Here is a 16,085-nt window from a genome sequence, read left to right as displayed (position 1 = left end):
CATGACTGCCATCGATACCCCGCGCCAGGCCCGGTTAAGCCGCAGCGACCACCGGACCCTCGGCCTGGCGGCGCTGGGCGGCGCGCTGGAAATCTACGATTTCATCATCTTCGTGTTCTTCGCCCTGACCCTGAGCCAGCTGTTCTTTCCGCCGCAGATGCCCGAATGGCTGCGCCTGCTGCAAAGTTTCGGGATCTTCGTCACCGGCTACCTGGCCAGGCCCCTGGGGGGCATCCTCATGGCCCACTTCGCCGATCACCTGGGGCGCAAGCGGGTGTTCAGCCTGAGCATCCTGATGATGGCCCTGCCGTGCCTGCTGATCGGGGTGATGCCGACCTACGCCGACATCGGCTATGCCGCGCCGCTGCTCCTGCTGGCCCTGCGCATCCTGCAGGGCGCGGCGGTGGGTGGCGAGGTGCCCAGTGCCTGGACCTTCGTCGCCGAGCATGCCCCGCCCGGGCGGCGAGGCTATGCCCTGGGCTTCCTGCAGGCCGGGCTGACGTTCGGCTACCTGCTCGGCGCCCTGACCGCGACCTTGCTGGCGCAGCTGTACAGCCGGCAGGAGATCCTCGACTACGCCTGGCGTTATCCCTTCCTGCTCGGCGGTGTTTTTGGCGTCATCGGTGTCTGGCTGCGCCGTTGGCTGAGCGAGACACCGGTGTTCCTGGCCTTGCGCGAGCGCCAGGCGCAGCCGGTGGCCTTCCCGCTGCGCAGCGTGCTGGGCGAGCATCGCCGGGCCCTGGTCCCGGCGGCACTGTTGACCTGCGTGCTGACCTCGGCGGTGGTGGTGCTGGTGGTGATCACCCCGACGGTGATGCAACAGCGCTTCGGCATCGCCGCCGCAGACACCTTCGCCTTGAGCAGCGTGGGGATCGTCTTTCTCAACATCGGCTGCGTGCTGGCAGGCATGCTGGTCGACCGTATCGGTGCCTGGCGCGCGCTGGTGATCTACAGCCTGCTGCTGCCCGTGGGGACCGGTGCGCTGTACGCGAGCCTGGTGGGGCAGGTGGGCTGGACCTGGCTGGCCTATGCGTTGGCCGGGTTGTCTTGCGGTGTGGTGGGGGTGGTGCCGTCGGTGATGGTCGGGTTGTTCCCGGCCGAGATTCGTGTCTCCGGTATCTCCTTCACCTACAACATCGCCTACGCCCTGTGGGCCAGCACCACGCCGCTGGCGCTGATCGCGCTGATGCCGTGGAGCCCGTGGGTGTGTGTCGGCTTCTGTCTGGCCATGGGCGTGGTCGGGTTGCTCACGGCCTTGTACTTCGGGCGTCGGGAGCCCTTGGGGTTCGCCGCGGAGCCTGTGCCGATCATGTGTGGTGACAAATGAGGCGATAGCGCCTGATCGAGGAAGTACGCACTGCCAGATATGAAAAAGCCCCCGAGCCATGTGGCCAGGGGGCTTTTTCGTGGGGCGGGGAAGGCCTCATGTGGTCTTCAGTCGCCATTTGGGGCTGCAAAGCGGCCCCTGGGGCCCGCAGTGGATCTTACATGTTCGGGTAGTTCGGCCCGCCCGCGCCTTCAGGGGTGACCCAGGTGATGTTCTGGGCCGGGTCCTTGATGTCGCAGGTCTTGCAGTGCACGCAGTTCTGCGCGTTGATCTGGAAGCGCTTGCTGCCGTCTTCCTGGGTGACCACTTCGTACACGCCAGCCGGGCAGTAGCGCTGGGCCGGCTCGTCGTACAGCGGCAGGTTGCTGGCGATCGGCACGTTCGGGTCGGCGAGCTTCAGGTGGCAGGGCTGTTCTTCTTCATGGTTGGTGCTGGAGAGGAACACCGAGCTGAGTTTGTCGAAGCTGAGTTTGCCGTCGGGTTTGGGGTAGTCGATCTTCTTCGCGTCGGCCGCGAGCTTGAGGCAGGCGTAGTCCGGCTTGGTGTCGTGCAAGGTGAACGGCAGCTTGCCGCCGAACCAGTTCTGGTCGACATAGTTGAAGGCTGCGCCGAAGATCGGGCCGAACTTGTGCATGGCCGGGCCGAAGTTGCGGCTGGCGTACAGTTCTTCGTACAGCCAGCTGGCCTTGAAGGCATCGACATAGCCCTCGAGCTTGTCGCCGCCTTCGCGGCCGGCGGCCAGCGCGTCGGCCACTGCCTCGGCGGCGAGCATGCCGGACTTCATGGCCGTGTGGCTGCCCTTGATCTTGGCGAAGTTCAGGGTGCCGAGGTCGCAACCGATCAGTGCGCCACCGTCGAACACCATCTTCGGCAGCGAGTTCAGGCCGCCCTTGCAGATGGCGCGGGCGCCGTAGCTGATGCGCTTGCCGCCTTCGAGGTACTGGCTGATCACCGGGTGGTGCTTCAGGCGCTGGAACTCATCGAACGGCGACAGGTAGGGGTTGGCATAGGACAGGTCGACGATCAGGCCGACCACGACCTGGTTGTTCTCCAGGTGATAGAGGAAGGAGCCACCGGTGTTCTCGGCGCTCAGCACATCCAGCGGCCAGCCGGCGGTGTGCACCACCAGGCCTTGTTCGTGCTTGGCCGGGTCGATTTCCCAGATTTCCTTCAGGCCAATGCCGTAGTGCTGGACGTCGGACTCGCTGTCGAGGTCGAAGCGCTTGATCAGCTGCTTGCCGATGTGGCCACGGCAGCCTTCGGCGAACAGGGTGTACTTGGCGCGCAGCTCCATGCCGGGGGTGTACAGGCCGTCCTTGGGGTTGCCTTCGCGGTCGACACCCAGATCGCCCGTGACGATGCCGCGGACTACGCCGTTGTCGTCGAACAGCGCTTCCTGGGCGGCGAAGCCCGGGTAGATCTCCACGCCCAGGTTCTCGGCCTGCTGGGCCAGCCAGCGGCACAGGTTGCCCAGGGAGATGATGTAGTTGCCCTGGTTGTGCATGGTCTTGGGCACGAACAGGTCAGGGACCTTGGTCGAGCTGCCGGCATCCTTGAGCACATAGATGTCGTCGCGCTTGACCTCGGTGTTCAGCGGCGCGCCGAGCTCTTTCCAGTCGGGGAACAGCTCGTTCAGGGCACGGGGTTCGAACACCGCGCCGGAGAGGATGTGGGCGCCGACCTCGGAGCCTTTCTCGACCACGCAGACGCTGATCTCGCTACCGGCTTCGGCGGCCTTCTGCTTCAGGCGGCAGGCGGCGGACAGGCCCGCCGGGCCGGCGCCGACGATGACCACGTCGAATTCCATGTATTCGCGTTCCACTGGTTCTCTCCTACTCAAGGCTCATCGCTGTTGCTTGTCTTATTGGGTGTCGGATACCTACGCACGGCTACGCAAGCTGTAGCTTCGTGAACGACGGACTACACCGTTTTCTCTTGGCCGCGCATTATATCTACACCACTTGGCGGGTCCAATACAAACGTTTGTTTGAATTTGCCGGAGCCCAGTAAAATCACTGGAGCGCGGCTGGAGGCTGGCCAATTTGCCGTATTGACCGGATTGGGTGTTACGGTCAAGATACGAGCGGTTTTACGCTCGCCGTAGGCTGACCGTCGGGCGCAGGTGCACCCCTAAAGACCAGGCGTGGAGCAGGGTTTTCAGGCCGAATCCCGTTTTGTAGTGGAGTCTACACGCCACGACAGGAAATGACCCGTCGGTTTTGCCCTGGCAGTCGCGATAGGACTTATCGGTCACTGGAAATTTCCTCTGCGCCGGAACGTTTTTAGAGGTGCCCTTGTACCCACGCGCAATCGCAGGGGTAGGGTTTGTACGAAAGATCGCGCAGGCACTTTTCGTACAAAGCCTAATTGCCCCAGGCGACATTCTTTTCACCGGAGAGTAACGAGGAATCCATGAAGGTTCTTGTAGCTGTCAAACGAGTGGTCGACTACAACGTCAAGGTTCGCGTCAAGGCGGACAACTCCGGCGTCGACCTTGCAAACGTCAAGATGTCCATGAACCCCTTCTGCGAGATCGCCGTCGAAGAAGCCGTGCGCCTGAAAGAGAAGGGTGTGGCCACCGAGATCGTCGCCGTTACCATCGGCCCCACCGCTGCCCAGGAGCAGCTGCGTACCGCCCTGGCCCTCGGCGCCGACCGCGCCATCCTGGTCGAAACCAGTGAAGAGCTGAACTCCCTGGCCGTGGCCAAGGCCCTCAAGGCCGTGGTCGACAAGGAACAGCCACAACTGGTGATCCTCGGCAAGCAGGCCATCGATAGCGACAACAACCAGACTGGCCAGATGCTCGCTGCGCTGACCGGCTATGCCCAGGGCACCTTCGCCTCCAAGGTCGAGGTCGCTGGCGACAAGCTGAACGTCACCCGCGAGATCGATGGCGGCCTGCAGACCGTCGCGCTGAACCTGCCGGCGATCGTCACCACCGACCTGCGCCTGAACGAGCCACGCTACGCGTCGCTGCCGAACATCATGAAGGCCAAGAAGAAGCCGCTGGAGACCGTGACGCCGGACGCGCTGGGCGTTTCCACCGCCTCCACCAACAAGACCCTGAAGGTCGAAGCGCCGGCTGCGCGCAGCGCCGGTATCAAGGTCAAGTCGGTGGCCGAACTGGTCGAGAAGCTGAAGAACGAAGCGAAGGTAATCTAAATGACTATCCTGGTTGTCGCTGAACACGAAAACGGTGCCGTTGCCCCGGCTACCCTGAACACTGTCGCTGCCGCCGCCAAGATCGGTGGTGATATCCACGTGCTGGTCGCTGGCCAGAACGTCGCTGGCGTTGCCGAGGCCGCCGCCAAGATCGCCGGCGTTGCCAAGGTGCTGGTCGCGGACAACGCCGCCTACGCCCACCTGCTGCCGGAAAACGTCGCCCCGCTGGTTGCCGAGCTGGGCAAGGCTTACAGCCACGTGCTGGCCCCGGCCACCACCAACGGCAAGAACATCCTGCCGCGCGTCGCCGCACTGCTGGACGTCGACCAGATCTCCGAGATCATCTCGGTCGAGTCCGCCGACACCTTCAAGCGCCCGATCTACGCCGGTAACGCCATTGCCACCGTGCAATCCAGCGCTGGCGTCAAGGTCATCACCGTGCGCGCCACCGGCTTCGACGCCGTGGCCGCCGAAGGTGGCTCGGCCGCGGTCGAGGCCGTTGGCGCCGTGCACGACGCCGGCAAGTCCGCCTTCGTCGGTGAAGAGCTGGCCAAGTCCGACCGTCCTGAGCTGACCGCTGCCAAGATCGTCGTTTCCGGCGGCCGCGGCATGGGCAACGGTGACAACTTCAAGCACCTGTACGCCCTGGCCGACAAGCTCGGTGCTGCCGTCGGCGCTTCCCGCGCCGCGGTCGACGCAGGCTTCGTGCCCAACGACATGCAGGTCGGCCAGACCGGCAAGATCGTCGCGCCGCAGCTGTACATCGCCGTGGGTATCTCCGGTGCCATCCAGCACCTGGCGGGCATGAAGGACTCCAAGGTGATCGTGGCGATCAACAAGGACGAGGAGGCGCCGATCTTCCAGGTCGCCGACTACGGCCTGGTCGCGGACCTGTTCGAAGCGGTTCCGGAGCTGGAAAAGCTGGTCTGATCCGCCTGCTTCACTTATAAAGAAGCCCGGCCCTCCTGCAGGGGGCCGGGCTTTTTTTGTGTGCGAGGCCGAGCCTGCAGGGTTGATAGCGTGAGGAGTGAGGCATGGAGTTTCGCGGAACGGGCAGGGCGCTGGCCTGCGTGGCAGCGCTGCTGTCGCCGCTGGCGATGGCGGCGGGCAAGTGCGAGCGCCTGGTGGCGACCGGCAGCCCGGATGCGCCACCGTATTCCTGGCAGGACCCGAACGACCCCCGGCACCTGATCGGCGCCAATGTCGACTTGCTGCGCCAGGTGGCCAGGGAGCTTGGCGTGTCGCTCGAGGTATTGCACGCCGGTAAGCGCGAGCAGGCGCTGGAGGAGGTACGCAGCGGGCGCATGGACCTGCTGGTCGATACCCCCATGCAGGTAGGCCAGTTGACCGCGCTGGACTATATCCATCCGCCCCTGCAGCTCAACGAGTATCTGGTCTGGACTCGTCATGACGCCTCGGTGGTGTTCGATGGCCCGGCGGACCTGGCCCGCTATCGGGGTAGCCTCTCGGAAAGGGCACGCCTGACGCCGGCCTTCGAAGCCTTTGCCAAGGCCCAGCTCAAGCTGGAGCCGGCGCAGAACCTGACCCAGGCGTTCCAGAAGCTGGTGCTGGGTCAGGTCGACTACGTGCTGGCTGGCCGTTATGCGGGCATGGGCATGATGCAGAGCCTGGGCATGGGCAACGACCTGATCGCCCGTGGCCTGCCGGTGGACCGCCCGGGCCTGTACCTGGCCGTGTCGCACAACTCGGCCTGCAATGACGCCTGGTTGCGCGGACAACTGGCGAAAAAACTGACAGAATTGCCGATTTCCGGGGCATCCGAGGCGGTGCTGCAGCGCAATGTCGAGCGCTGGAAGGCACAGATGCAGGGGCCGCAGGATGCTCCCAAACAGTAGGAAGATTGCGTGAGAACCCAACCATTGATCCTGGCCCTGGTCGTGCTTGGCCTGTCGGGCTGCGCCAACGATCCGGCGCCCAACGAGCAACTGCGCTTGTCCGAACAGGCGTTGGAGCAGGCCAAGGCCGTCGGCGCCACCGACCAGGTGGAGGCGCTCAAGCTGGCTGAAGACAAACTGGCGCGGGCCAAGGCCAACATGACCCGTGCAAGCTACCGTGAAGCGCGCATGCGTGCCGAGCAGGCCGAGCTGGATGCGCGTCTGGCCGAGGCCCAGGTGCTGACCAGCAAGAGCGAGGAGCAGCTCGAGCTGCTGCAATCGCGGGTCACGCGCCTGCGCAAGCAGCTGGAGGTGCAGCCATGATGGGCAAGCCATCGATGGCCGCCCTGGCGGTGCTGGCGCTGGTCGGTTTGCAGGGCTGCGCCAGCCAGCGCAGCGCCTCGGCGCTGGATGAGGCCAGCACCGCATTCCAGCGGGTCAAGGACGATTCCGATGTGCTGCGCAGCGCTCCCCGCGATGTGATCCGCGCAGGCGAGTCGCTGGCCAAGGCCGAGCGTCTGTCCAGCTACATCGGTACCGGGGCCGATGTTCGCCACTATGCCTACCTGAGCCGGCGCTACAGCGAGATTGCCGGCGAGCACGCCAAATTGGCGCTGAACCAGGAGCGGCTGGCCAAGCTCGATCTGGAGCGCCAGCGCCTGCAGTTGGCCTTGCGCGAGGCCAAGCTGGCCAGTGTGCAGCAGCAGGGCAAGTGGGTCGAGGCGCAGATCGCCGCCTTGGCTTCCGAGCAGAGCGACCGAGGGCTGGTGATGACCTTGGGCGACGTGTTGTTCGATACCGGGCGCGCCGACCTGAAGAACTCGGCCAGCCGCACAGTCCTCAAGCTGGTTCAGTTCCTTCAGCTCAACCCGCGTCGGGTGGTGCGCATCGAGGGCTATACCGACAGCACCGGCGCTCCCGAGGACAACCTCAAGCTGTCTCGCGACCGGGCCCAGGCCGTGGCCGACATGCTGGTCGACCTCGGTGTCGACGAGAAGCGCATCCAGGTCGAGGGTTATGGCGACCAGTACCCGGTCGAGGCCAATGCCTCGGAGCGGGGCAGGGCGCAGAACCGGCGGGTGGAGATCGTCTTCTCCGACGACAAGGGCAAGCTGGCGCCGGTGCGCTGATATTCGAGCCAGGGCTGCTGCGCAGCCCTTTCGCGACACAAGGCCGCTCTCACAGGTACGACGCTGCGCTGTAATCCAGCGCCGTACCTGTGAGAGCGGCCTTGTGTCGCGAAGCGCCCCCAAAAGGGCCGGCGCAGATCATATCGGGCGCGAACGAGGCCAGTTCTTCATTCGTCGGAACGAAGCGCCAGCATCCATCGCATGGCTGTCACGCAACTGTATTGTTGACTATTCTGCGATCTGTCCCAGTACACTTTGCAACTGTTACGGTATTCTGTCTCGTCAGTGAGCCGCACAAGAACAACGAACCCGTTTGCGCTTCGAGAAACCGCCATGACCAACCTGCTGCTGTACCAGCGCATCGCCCAGCAACTGGCCGACGACATCCGCCGGGGTGTCTACCAGCCCGGCGAGCGCGTACCGTCCGTACGCAAGATGAGCGCCCAGCTCAACGTCAGCCACGCCACGGTGCTGCAGGCCTACGCCAACCTGGAGGACCAGGGGCTGATCCGCGCGCGTCCGCAGTCGGGGTACTACGTGCACCAGACCCCAGCGCTGACCGCCCAGACACCGGATATCGCCCGGGTCGAGCGGCCTGGCCTGGTCACCCGCGCCAGTATCATCCAGCAGGTGCTGACCGAGGCGCGGCGCGATGGCGTGTTCCCGTTCGGTGCGGCGGTGCCCCACGTGGACTACCTGCCGGTGCGGGCGCTGCACCAGCAACTGGCCAAGGTCACGCGCTTCCATAGCCCACGGGCGTTCAGCTATATGTTCAGCCCCGGCTTCGAGCCGTTGCGCCGGCAGATCGCTATCCGCATGCGCGATGCCGGGGTGCTGGTCGATCCGCGCGAGGTCGTGGTCACCCACGGCTGCGTCGATGCCCTGCAGATGTCGCTGCGGGTGCTGACCCGGCCGGGCGACCTGATCGCCGCCGAATCGCCGACCTACTACGGCTTGCTGCAACTGGCCGACCTGCTGGGCCTGAAGGTCATCGAGATTCCCAGCGATCCGTCCACTGGCATCAGCCTCGAGGCCCTGCAACTGGCGGCCAACCAGTGGTCGATCAAGGCCCTGGTGCTGACCCCGCGGCTGAGCAACCCGCTCGGCGGCACCATTCCCGAGGAGCGCCAGAAGCAGCTGTTGCGCCTGGCCTCGGACTTCGACATCCAGATCGTCGAGGACGATATCTACGGCGAGCTGATGTTCGAGCAGGGGCGCACCAAGGCGCTCAAGGCTTTCGATCGCCTGGACCGGGTGATCTACTGCTCGAGTTTCTCCAAGACCTTGTCGCCAGGGGTGCGTGTTGGCTGGATGATCGCCGGGCGCTACCAGGACGAGATCCAGCGCCTGCAGACCTTCACCACCCATTCGGCCTGCAGCGTGACACAGATGGGCGTGGCGGCCTACCTGGAGAACGGAGGCTATGATCGACACCTGCGCTACATCCGCCAGGAGTACCGCAAGAACCTCAGCGCCTATCAGTTGGCAGTGCAGCAGCACTTTCCGGAAGGTACGCAGATGACCCGGCCCACGGGGGGATTCATCCTCTGGGTCAGCCTGCCGGGGCGGGTCAATACCCAGGAGTTGCACGTGCGGGCGCTGGAGCAGGGGATCAGCATCGCGCCGGGGCTGATCTTCAGCAACACCGAGCAGTTCAACCACTGCATCCGGCTCAATTGCGGTATTCCGTGGAACAAGGAGGCGGAGCGCGCGGTGATCACCCTCGGGTTGCTGGCCCACCAGCTGTGCAAGGCGCCGGCAGGTTCGCTGCTGTAGGCTTGCCAGGCGCGAAAGGAACAGAGAGCATACGCATCTTTGCAGCTGGCCTTCGATGTCGATGAAAGCGCTTCGCTCTCTTGCCCTGTTCTTCTGCCTGGCGCCTCTGTGCCTGTCCAGTGGGGCGCTGCAGGCTGCACAACCGGCGGTCCAGGCGCAATCGAAACCCGGCGCGGTCGTGGCCAAGCCCAAGCCCGTGGCGCGCAAACCACTGCGTAAGGCCGTGGCGAAACCGCTGCCAAAGCCCAAGCTGGACTTGAGCCTGCCTGTGGAGATGGTCAAGGACCTCAAGCCCGACGTCGGCACCTCGACGCCAGGCCGCGCGCCGCTGTTGCCGTCCATGTTCCCGGTAAAGCCGATGTCCGACGACAGTCCGTTCCAGCTCAATGGCCGCTTGATCAGCAACGAGATGCAGCTGCAGTTGCGCAACGACAGCCGGCGTGACGTAGACGGGGCAGCCATCGATTTCGAATTCCGTCAGTAGTCGGTCCAACTGACTGCCCGGTCAGGGCAGATTTCATCCGGCCAGCAATTTCAAACGTATGTTTGAGCGGTTACCATCCAGGGACGCTCGTCCCATTCTGTTCCAGGGAGTCCTGTTTTCATGAAATGCCGAGAGGGCTGTGGCGCCTGCTGCATCGCACCTTCCATCAGTTCGCCGATGCCGCGCATGCCCCAGGGCAAGCCGGCGGGTGAGCGTTGCCTGCACCTGACCGTGGAAAACCTCTGCGACCTGTTCGGCAAGCCCGAGCGGCCGAAGGTGTGTGGTGGTTTCAGGGCGGACGTGGAGGTGTGCGGCGACGACCGTGACGAAGCGATCAGGATTCTCGGTTGGCTGGAGCGGATGACGGCGGCGTGACAGGCTGGAACTTCGACAACAAGGACAAAGATGATGAGATCGTTCAAGCGTATTGCACTGCTGTGTGGCATGGGTGTCCTGCTGGCGCCGGCCGCCTGGGCCGAGAACTGGCAGGTAGCCAAGGACGAGGAGGGGATCAAGGTGTCCCTCAGCGAGGTGCCTGGTTCCAAGTACAAGGCCTACCGTGGGGTGACGGTGATCAAGGCGCCGCTGGCCAAGGTCAAGGCGCTGCAGGAGGATGTGGCGGGCGCCTGTGCCTGGATCCATGAGTGCAAGTCGCAGAAGTTGCTCAAGCATGAAGGTGACCAGAGCTGGACCTATACCCAGTTCAATACGCCCTGGCCGGTGACGCCGCGTGATTCGGTCCTGCACGTGACCACCACCGTCGAGGCCGACGGCAGCGTGACCCGCAGGATCGAGGAGGATCCCAAATACATTCCCGAGGAGAAGGGCTATGTGCGGGTGGCGCAGGTGAAGGGGTACTGGAAGCTGGTGCCCAAGGGGGACAGTACCGAAGTGACCTACCAGGTGCATACCGAGCCTGGGGGGAGCGTGCCTTCGTGGCTGGCCAACAAGTTCGTGGTGGACGCGCCGTTCAATACGCTCAAGGGGTTGCGGCAGTTGGCCGAGAAGCCTTGAGGTTGTGCGCCATCTCGATGGAGGCTGGGTTGGTGTGTTTACGAAGCTTTCGGTCCTAGGGGTGCGAAGCGGCCCCGGCGGTGGTGCCACTGCTCAAACGGATATTCGTACGCCAGAAAGCCCAAAGAAAAAGGCCACCCAAGGGTTAATGTCAGTCAGTTAAGCGGCGCTTTGTCATTTTTGGGGCTACCTTGCAGCCCATCGCCGGCAAGCCGGCCCCCACAGGGGCCGCGGCGACCACACACGATGCGGTTTGCACGGACAATGTGGGAGCCGGCTTGCCGGCGATGGGGCGCGAAGCGGCCCCAAATGACAACTGAAAGCCTAACTGACCGGCATTGACCCAAGAGTGGTCTTTTTCATGTCACGCATCCGGCGTTGCCAGGCAACCCTTAGGCGCGATCCTTCAGGTCAACGATGTCGCGCTGCTCGTGACCGGTGTACAGCTGACGCGGGCGGCCGATCTTGTACGGGCCGGAGAGCATTTCCTTCCAGTGCGAGATCCAGCCCACGGTACGCGCCAGGGCGAAGATCACGGTGAACATGCTGGTCGGAATGCCGATCGCCTTGAGGATGATGCCCGAGTAGAAGTCGACGTTCGGGTACAGCGAGCGCTCCTTGAAGTACGGATCGGTCAGGGCGATCTCTTCCAGGCGCATGGCCAGCTCCAGCTGCGGATCGTTGATGCCCAGCTCGCTGAGCACTTCGTCGCAGGTCTGCTTCATCACGGTGGCGCGCGGGTCGCGGTTCTTGTACACGCGGTGGCCGAAGCCCATGAGCTTGAACGGATCGTTCTTGTCCTTGGCCTTGGCGATGAACTTGTCGATGTTCGACACGTCACCGATCTCGTCCAGCATGTTCAGCACCGCCTCGTTGGCGCCGCCGTGGGCCGGGCCCCACAGCGCGGCGATGCCGGCGGCGATACAGGCGAACGGGTTGGCGCCCGAGGAACCGGCCAGGCGCACGGTGGAGGTGGAGGCGTTCTGCTCGTGGTCGGCGTGGAGGATGAAGATCCGGTCCATCGCCTTGGCCAGTACCGGGCTGATCGGTTTGATCTCGCACGGGGTGTTGAACATCATGTGCAGGAAGTTCTCCGCGTACGACAGGTCGTTGCGCGGATACATCATCGGCTGGCCCATGGAGTACTTGTAGACCATCGCTGCCAGGGTCGGCATCTTGGCGACCAGGCGTACCGCGGAGATCTCGCGATGCTGCGGATTGTTGATGTCCAGGGAGTCATGGTAGAACGCCGACAGGGCGCCGACCACGCCGCACATCACCGCCATCGGGTGGGCATCGCGACGGAAACCGTTGAAGAAGGATTTCAGCTGCTCGTGGACCATGGTGTGGTTCTTCACGGTGCTGACGAACTGGGCCTTCTGCTCGGCGTTCGGCAGTTCGCCGTTGAGCAGCAGGTAGCAGGTTTCGAGGTAGTCCGATTTTTCGGCGAGCTGTTCGATCGGGTAGCCGCGGTGCAGCAGGACGCCCTTGTCGCCATCGATATAGGTGATCTTCGACTCGCAGGATGCGGTCGCCATGAAGCCAGGGTCGAAGGTGAAGTGACCGGTAGCCCCCAACCCGCGGACGTCGATAACATCGGGACCAACGGTGCCGGTTAAAATGGGCAGCTCGACGGGGGCTGCGCCCTCGATGACCAACTGCGCTTTTTTGTCAGCCATGTGGCCTCCTATTAATGCTTGAAATCATCAGACAGACCCCCCACGCAGGGCCCGCACCACTATAGAGGGATAAATTCGAATGTCAATTTGCCTAAAGGCTGGTTGAAACGCCCTCGCAGCCTTGGTTTTTCGCGAAATTGTCGCCCATTTACGCCTTTTGTTCGCCAAAGGCAATGCGCTATTTGGGCTAGCCCCTCACGTTGTCATAAGCAGCCTAACTGTCTATACTCCGCAACCGACCGCCAGGGGCTTGCAAGCCCGTTCCGCTGGGGGTCGTCGCTCCCTGGGTGGTGGGTACCTGACCAGTACACTTACCAACAACTTTGCCCTGTTAGCTAGGGGCTCTTCAGTGTGAAAAAAGCCGTGAAAAGCCAACGACCTGTAAACCTAGACCTAAGGACCATCAAACTCCCGATCACCGCTTACACGTCCATTCTTCACCGTATCTCCGGCGTCATCCTGTTTCTCGGCCTGGCCATCATGCTCTATGCATTGAGCAAGTCCCTGGGTTCCGAGGAAGGTTTCGCGGAAGTGAAGGCGTGTCTGACCAGCCCGCTGGCCAAGCTGGTGACCTGGGGGCTGCTGTCCGCCCTGCTGTATCACCTGGTGGCTGGCGTACGCCACCTGATCATGGACATGGGCATCGGTGAGACGCTGGAAGGCGGCAAGCTGGGCTCGAAAATCGTGATTGTCATCTCCGTGGTGGTGATCGTTCTGGCGGGAGTTTGGGTATGGTAACCAATGTCACGAACCTGTCGCGTTCGGGCCTCTATGACTGGATGGCGCAGCGCGTCTCTGCGGTCGTTCTCGCGGCTTATTTCATCTTCCTGATCGGCTACCTCGTGGCCCACCCGGGCATCGACTATGCCCAGTGGCACAGCCTGTTCTCCAACAACGCGATGCGTATCTTCAGTCTGTTGGCCCTGGTGGCCCTGGGCGCTCACGCCTGGGTCGGCATGTGGACCATCGCCACCGACTACCTGACGCCGATGTCCTTCGGCAAGTCGGCGACTGCGGTACGTTTCCTGTTCCAGGCGGTTTGCGGCGTCGCGATGTTCGCGTACTTCGTCTGGGGTGTACAGATTCTCTGGGGTATCTGATTCATGGCTAGCCTTCCAACGATTTCCTTCGACGCCATCATCATCGGTGGCGGCGGCGCCGGCATGCGCGCAGCGCTGCAACTGGCCCAGGGCGGTCACAAGACCGCGGTCATCACCAAGGTCTTCCCGACCCGTTCCCACACCGTGTCCGCCCAGGGCGGCATCACCTGCGCCATCGCTTCGGCCGACCCGAACGACGACTGGCGCTGGCACATGTACGATACCGTCAAGGGTTCCGACTACATCGGTGACCAGGACGCGATCGAATACATGTGTCAGGAAGGCCCGGCCGCGGTCTTCGAACTGGACCACATGGGCCTGCCGTTCTCCCGTACCGAAACCGGCCGCATCTACCAGCGTCCGTTCGGCGGCCAGTCGAAAGACTACGGCAAGGGTGGCCAGGCTGCCCGTACCTGCGCGGCCTCCGACCGTACCGGTCACGCGCTGCTGCACACCCTGTACCAGAACAACGTCAAGCACGGCACCGTGTTCCTCAACGAGTGGTACGCCGTCGACCTGGTGAAGAACCAGGACGGTGCCATCGTCGGTGTGATCGCCATCTGCATCGAGACCGGCGAGACCGTCTACGTGCGTTCCAAGGCCACCGTACTGGCCACCGGCGGTGCTGGCCGTATCTATGCCTCCACCACCAACGCCCTGATCAATACCGGTGACGGTGTCGGCATGGCCCTGCGTGCCGGCGTGCCGGTGCAGGACATCGAGATGTGGCAGTTCCACCCGACCGGCATCGCCGGCGCCGGTGTGCTGGTCACCGAGGGTTGCCGCGGCGAGGGTGGCTACCTGATCAACGCCCACGGCGAGCGCTTCATGGAGCGTTACGCGCCGAACGCGAAGGACCTGGCCGGCCGCGACGTGGTCGCCCGTTCCATGGTCAAGGAAATCATCGCCGGCAACGGCGTGGGCCCGAACAAGGACCACGTGCTGCTGAAGCTGGACCACCTGGGCGAGGAAGTGCTGCACAGCCGCCTGCCAGGTATCTGCGAACTGTCCAAGACCTTCGCCCACGTCGACCCGGTCGTCGCGCCGGTGCCGGTCATCCCGACCTGCCACTACATGATGGGCGGCATCGCCACCAACATCCATGGCCAGGCCATCACCATGGACGCCAACGGCCAGGATCACATCATCGAAGGCCTGTTCGCCGTAGGTGAAGTGGCGTGCGTATCGGTCCACGGCGCCAACCGTCTGGGCGGCAACTCGCTGCTCGACCTGGTGGTGTTCGGTCGCGCCGCCGGCCTGCACCTGGAGAAGGCGCTGAGCGAAGGCATCGAGTACCGCGACGCCAGCGACACCGACGTCGACGTGGCCCTGAACCGCCTGAACAAGCTCAACGAGCGTACCGCTGGCGAAGACGTCGCCAGCCTCAAGCGCGAGCTGCAGAGCTGCATGCAGAACTACTTCGGTGTATTCCGTACCGGCGAATACATGCAGAAGGGTATCGAGCAGCTGGCCGGCCTGCGCGACCGTATCGCCAACGTCAAGATCAACGACAAGTCCCAGGCCTTCAACACCGCGCGTATCGAAGCGCTGGAGCTGCAGAACCTGCTGGAAGTCGCCGAAGCTACTGCCATCGCGGCCGAAGCCCGTAAAGAGTCCCGTGGCGCCCACGCCCGTGAAGACTTCGAAGACCGTGACGACGAAAACTGGCTGTGCCACACCCTGTACTACCCGGGTGAGAAGCGCGTGGCCAAGCGTGCAGTCAACTTCGCGCCGAAGACCGTACCGGCCTTCGAACCAAAAGTCCGGACTTACTAAGGGTGGCCGCTATGTTGCAAGTCGAAGTTTATCGTTACAACCCGGACACCGATTCGGCCCCGAAGATGCAGGCCTTCCAGGTCGACACCGGTGGCAAGGACCTGATGGTGCTGGACGTGCTGGCCTTGATCAAGGAGCAGGACGAAGGTTTCTCCTACCGTCGCTCCTGCCGTGAAGGCGTCTGCGGTTCCGATGGCATGAACATCAACGGCAAGAACGGCCTGGCCTGCATCACCCCGCTGTCGTCGGTGGTCAAGGGCAACAAGCTGGTCCTGCGTCCGCTGCCGGGCCTGCCGGTCATTCGTGACCTGGTCGTCGATATGAGCATCTTCTACAAGCAGTACGAGAAGGTGAAGCCGTTCCTGCAGAACGACACGCCGGCCCCGGCCATCGAGCGTCTGCAGTCGCCGGAGGACCGTGACAAGCTGGACGGCCTGTACGAGTGCATCCTGTGCGCTTGCTGCTCGACCTCCTGCCCGTCGTTCTGGTGGAACCCGGACAAGTTCCTCGGTCCCGCCGCGCTGCTGCAGGCCTATCGCTTCCTGGCCGACAGCCGTGACACCAAGACCCAGGAGCGCCTGGCGTCCCTGGATGACCCGTTCAGCGTATTCCGCTGCCGCGGGATCATGAACTGCGTAAACGTTTGCCCGAAAGGTCTGAACCCGACCAAGGCGATCGGTCACGTACGTAACATGCTGCTGCAAAGCGGCACTTGATGTAAGACCGCTGTAACCGTTGCAAG

Annotated in this window: 16 protein-coding genes; 14 read left to right on the top strand and 2 right to left on the bottom strand. The window is 63.5% G+C overall.

Features of this window, described 5'->3' with window-relative positions:
* Position 1 precedes the first annotated feature (1 nt).
* Entirely contained in the window at positions 2-1,327 is a 1,326-nt protein-coding gene (locus tag NJF35_RS10535) for an MFS transporter (RefSeq protein WP_253091007.1), read from the top strand.
* A 157-nt stretch (positions 1,328-1,484) separates the two neighbouring features.
* On the opposite strand, the gene NJF35_RS10530 is transcribed toward NJF35_RS10535, so the two are convergent.
* Entirely contained in the window at positions 1,485-3,149 is a 1,665-nt protein-coding gene (locus tag NJF35_RS10530; RefSeq protein ID WP_253080417.1) for an electron transfer flavoprotein-ubiquinone oxidoreductase, read from the bottom strand.
* A 590-nt stretch (positions 3,150-3,739) separates the two neighbouring features.
* Between NJF35_RS10530 and NJF35_RS10525 the strand changes: the two genes are divergently transcribed.
* The 9 genes from NJF35_RS10525 (at position 3,740) to NJF35_RS10485 (ending at position 10,788) form a co-directional block, all read left to right on the top strand.
* Positions 3,740-4,489: an electron transfer flavoprotein subunit beta/FixA family protein gene (locus tag NJF35_RS10525; protein WP_225790370.1), complete on the top strand. Its 750-nt coding sequence runs from the start codon at positions 3,740-3,742 to the stop codon at positions 4,487-4,489.
* Positions 4,490-5,419, top strand: coding sequence for an electron transfer flavoprotein subunit alpha/FixB family protein (locus NJF35_RS10520; RefSeq protein WP_225790371.1), 930 nt, complete (start codon positions 4,490-4,492; stop codon positions 5,417-5,419).
* A 104-nt stretch (positions 5,420-5,523) separates the two neighbouring features.
* Positions 5,524-6,345, top strand: a complete 822-nt coding sequence (locus NJF35_RS10515) for a substrate-binding periplasmic protein (protein ID WP_225790372.1) — start codon at positions 5,524-5,526, stop codon at positions 6,343-6,345.
* Between the two features lie 9 nt (positions 6,346-6,354).
* Entirely contained in the window at positions 6,355-6,708 is a 354-nt protein-coding gene (locus tag NJF35_RS10510) for a DUF4398 domain-containing protein (protein WP_225790373.1), read from the top strand.
* Positions 6,705-7,514: an OmpA family protein gene (locus NJF35_RS10505; RefSeq protein WP_253091006.1), complete on the top strand. Its 810-nt coding sequence runs from the start codon at positions 6,705-6,707 to the stop codon at positions 7,512-7,514. The genes NJF35_RS10510 and NJF35_RS10505 overlap by 4 nt, the downstream gene beginning before the upstream one ends.
* Before the next feature lie 333 nt (positions 7,515-7,847).
* Positions 7,848-9,290: a PLP-dependent aminotransferase family protein gene (locus NJF35_RS10500; protein ID WP_225790375.1), complete on the top strand. Its 1,443-nt coding sequence runs from the start codon at positions 7,848-7,850 to the stop codon at positions 9,288-9,290.
* A 61-nt stretch (positions 9,291-9,351) separates the two neighbouring features.
* A complete protein-coding gene (locus tag NJF35_RS10495) occupies positions 9,352-9,774 on the top strand; it encodes a hypothetical protein (RefSeq protein ID WP_253091005.1) in 423 nt (140 codons plus the stop codon).
* A gap of 120 nt (positions 9,775-9,894) precedes the next feature.
* Complete coding sequence (locus NJF35_RS10490) at positions 9,895-10,149, top strand: YkgJ family cysteine cluster protein (RefSeq protein ID WP_225790377.1); 255 nt, start codon at positions 9,895-9,897, stop codon at positions 10,147-10,149.
* Positions 10,150-10,182: 33 nt separating this feature from the next.
* On the top strand, positions 10,183-10,788 hold the full coding sequence (locus NJF35_RS10485; RefSeq protein ID WP_253091025.1) for an START domain-containing protein: 606 nt from the start codon (positions 10,183-10,185) through the stop codon (positions 10,786-10,788).
* A 392-nt stretch (positions 10,789-11,180) separates the two neighbouring features.
* On the opposite strand, the gene gltA is transcribed toward NJF35_RS10485, so the two are convergent.
* The gene (gltA, locus tag NJF35_RS10480) at positions 11,181-12,467 is read right to left on the bottom strand and encodes a citrate synthase (protein WP_225790378.1); all 1,287 of its coding nucleotides are present in this window, start codon (positions 12,465-12,467) and stop codon (positions 11,181-11,183) included.
* A 351-nt stretch (positions 12,468-12,818) separates the two neighbouring features.
* On the opposite strand from gltA, the gene sdhC reads away from it, so the two are divergent.
* The 4 genes from sdhC to NJF35_RS10460 are packed head-to-tail and all read left to right on the top strand — an operon-like array spanning position 12,819 to position 16,059.
* On the top strand, positions 12,819-13,205 hold the full coding sequence (gene sdhC / locus NJF35_RS10475) for a succinate dehydrogenase, cytochrome b556 subunit (RefSeq protein WP_225790379.1): 387 nt from the start codon (positions 12,819-12,821) through the stop codon (positions 13,203-13,205).
* Positions 13,199-13,567: a succinate dehydrogenase, hydrophobic membrane anchor protein gene (sdhD, locus tag NJF35_RS10470; protein ID WP_225790380.1), complete on the top strand. Its 369-nt coding sequence runs from the start codon at positions 13,199-13,201 to the stop codon at positions 13,565-13,567. The genes sdhC and sdhD overlap by 7 nt, the downstream gene beginning before the upstream one ends.
* A 3-nt stretch (positions 13,568-13,570) precedes the next feature.
* Complete coding sequence (gene sdhA / locus NJF35_RS10465) at positions 13,571-15,343, top strand: succinate dehydrogenase flavoprotein subunit (protein ID WP_225790381.1); 1,773 nt, start codon at positions 13,571-13,573, stop codon at positions 15,341-15,343.
* Between the two features lie 11 nt (positions 15,344-15,354).
* The gene (locus NJF35_RS10460; RefSeq protein ID WP_225790382.1) at positions 15,355-16,059 is read left to right on the top strand and encodes a succinate dehydrogenase iron-sulfur subunit; all 705 of its coding nucleotides are present in this window, start codon (positions 15,355-15,357) and stop codon (positions 16,057-16,059) included.
* The last annotated feature ends 26 nt before the right edge of the window (positions 16,060-16,085 follow it).

Origin of the sequence: Pseudomonas guariconensis, assembly GCF_024127895.1 — a bacterium.
Lineage (GTDB): Bacteria > Pseudomonadota > Gammaproteobacteria > Pseudomonadales > Pseudomonadaceae > Aquipseudomonas > Aquipseudomonas guariconensis_B.
This window is presented reverse-complemented; position numbering and strand designations above follow the sequence as displayed.

Coding starts and splice junctions, on each gene's coding strand:
- NJF35_RS10515 (WP_225790372.1), top strand. CDS start 5,524: ATGGAGTTTCGCGGAACGGGCAGGGCGCTGGCCTGCGTGGCAGCGCTG.
- NJF35_RS10490 (WP_225790377.1), top strand. CDS start 9,895: ATGAAATGCCGAGAGGGCTGTGGCGCCTGCTGCATCGCACCTTCCATC.
- NJF35_RS10495 (WP_253091005.1), top strand. CDS start 9,352: ATGAAAGCGCTTCGCTCTCTTGCCCTGTTCTTCTGCCTGGCGCCTCTG.
- sdhA (WP_225790381.1), top strand. CDS start 13,571: ATGGCTAGCCTTCCAACGATTTCCTTCGACGCCATCATCATCGGTGGC.
- NJF35_RS10520 (WP_225790371.1), top strand. CDS start 4,490: ATGACTATCCTGGTTGTCGCTGAACACGAAAACGGTGCCGTTGCCCCG.
- NJF35_RS10500 (WP_225790375.1), top strand. CDS start 7,848: ATGACCAACCTGCTGCTGTACCAGCGCATCGCCCAGCAACTGGCCGAC.
- sdhD (WP_225790380.1), top strand. CDS start 13,199: ATGGTAACCAATGTCACGAACCTGTCGCGTTCGGGCCTCTATGACTGG.
- NJF35_RS10535 (WP_253091007.1), top strand. CDS start 2: ATGACTGCCATCGATACCCCGCGCCAGGCCCGGTTAAGCCGCAGCGAC.
- NJF35_RS10505 (WP_253091006.1), top strand. CDS start 6,705: ATGATGGGCAAGCCATCGATGGCCGCCCTGGCGGTGCTGGCGCTGGTC.
- NJF35_RS10485 (WP_253091025.1), top strand. CDS start 10,183: ATGAGATCGTTCAAGCGTATTGCACTGCTGTGTGGCATGGGTGTCCTG.
- NJF35_RS10525 (WP_225790370.1), top strand. CDS start 3,740: ATGAAGGTTCTTGTAGCTGTCAAACGAGTGGTCGACTACAACGTCAAG.
- gltA (WP_225790378.1), bottom strand. CDS start 12,467: ATGGCTGACAAAAAAGCGCAGTTGGTCATCGAGGGCGCAGCCCCCGTC.
- NJF35_RS10460 (WP_225790382.1), top strand. CDS start 15,355: ATGTTGCAAGTCGAAGTTTATCGTTACAACCCGGACACCGATTCGGCC.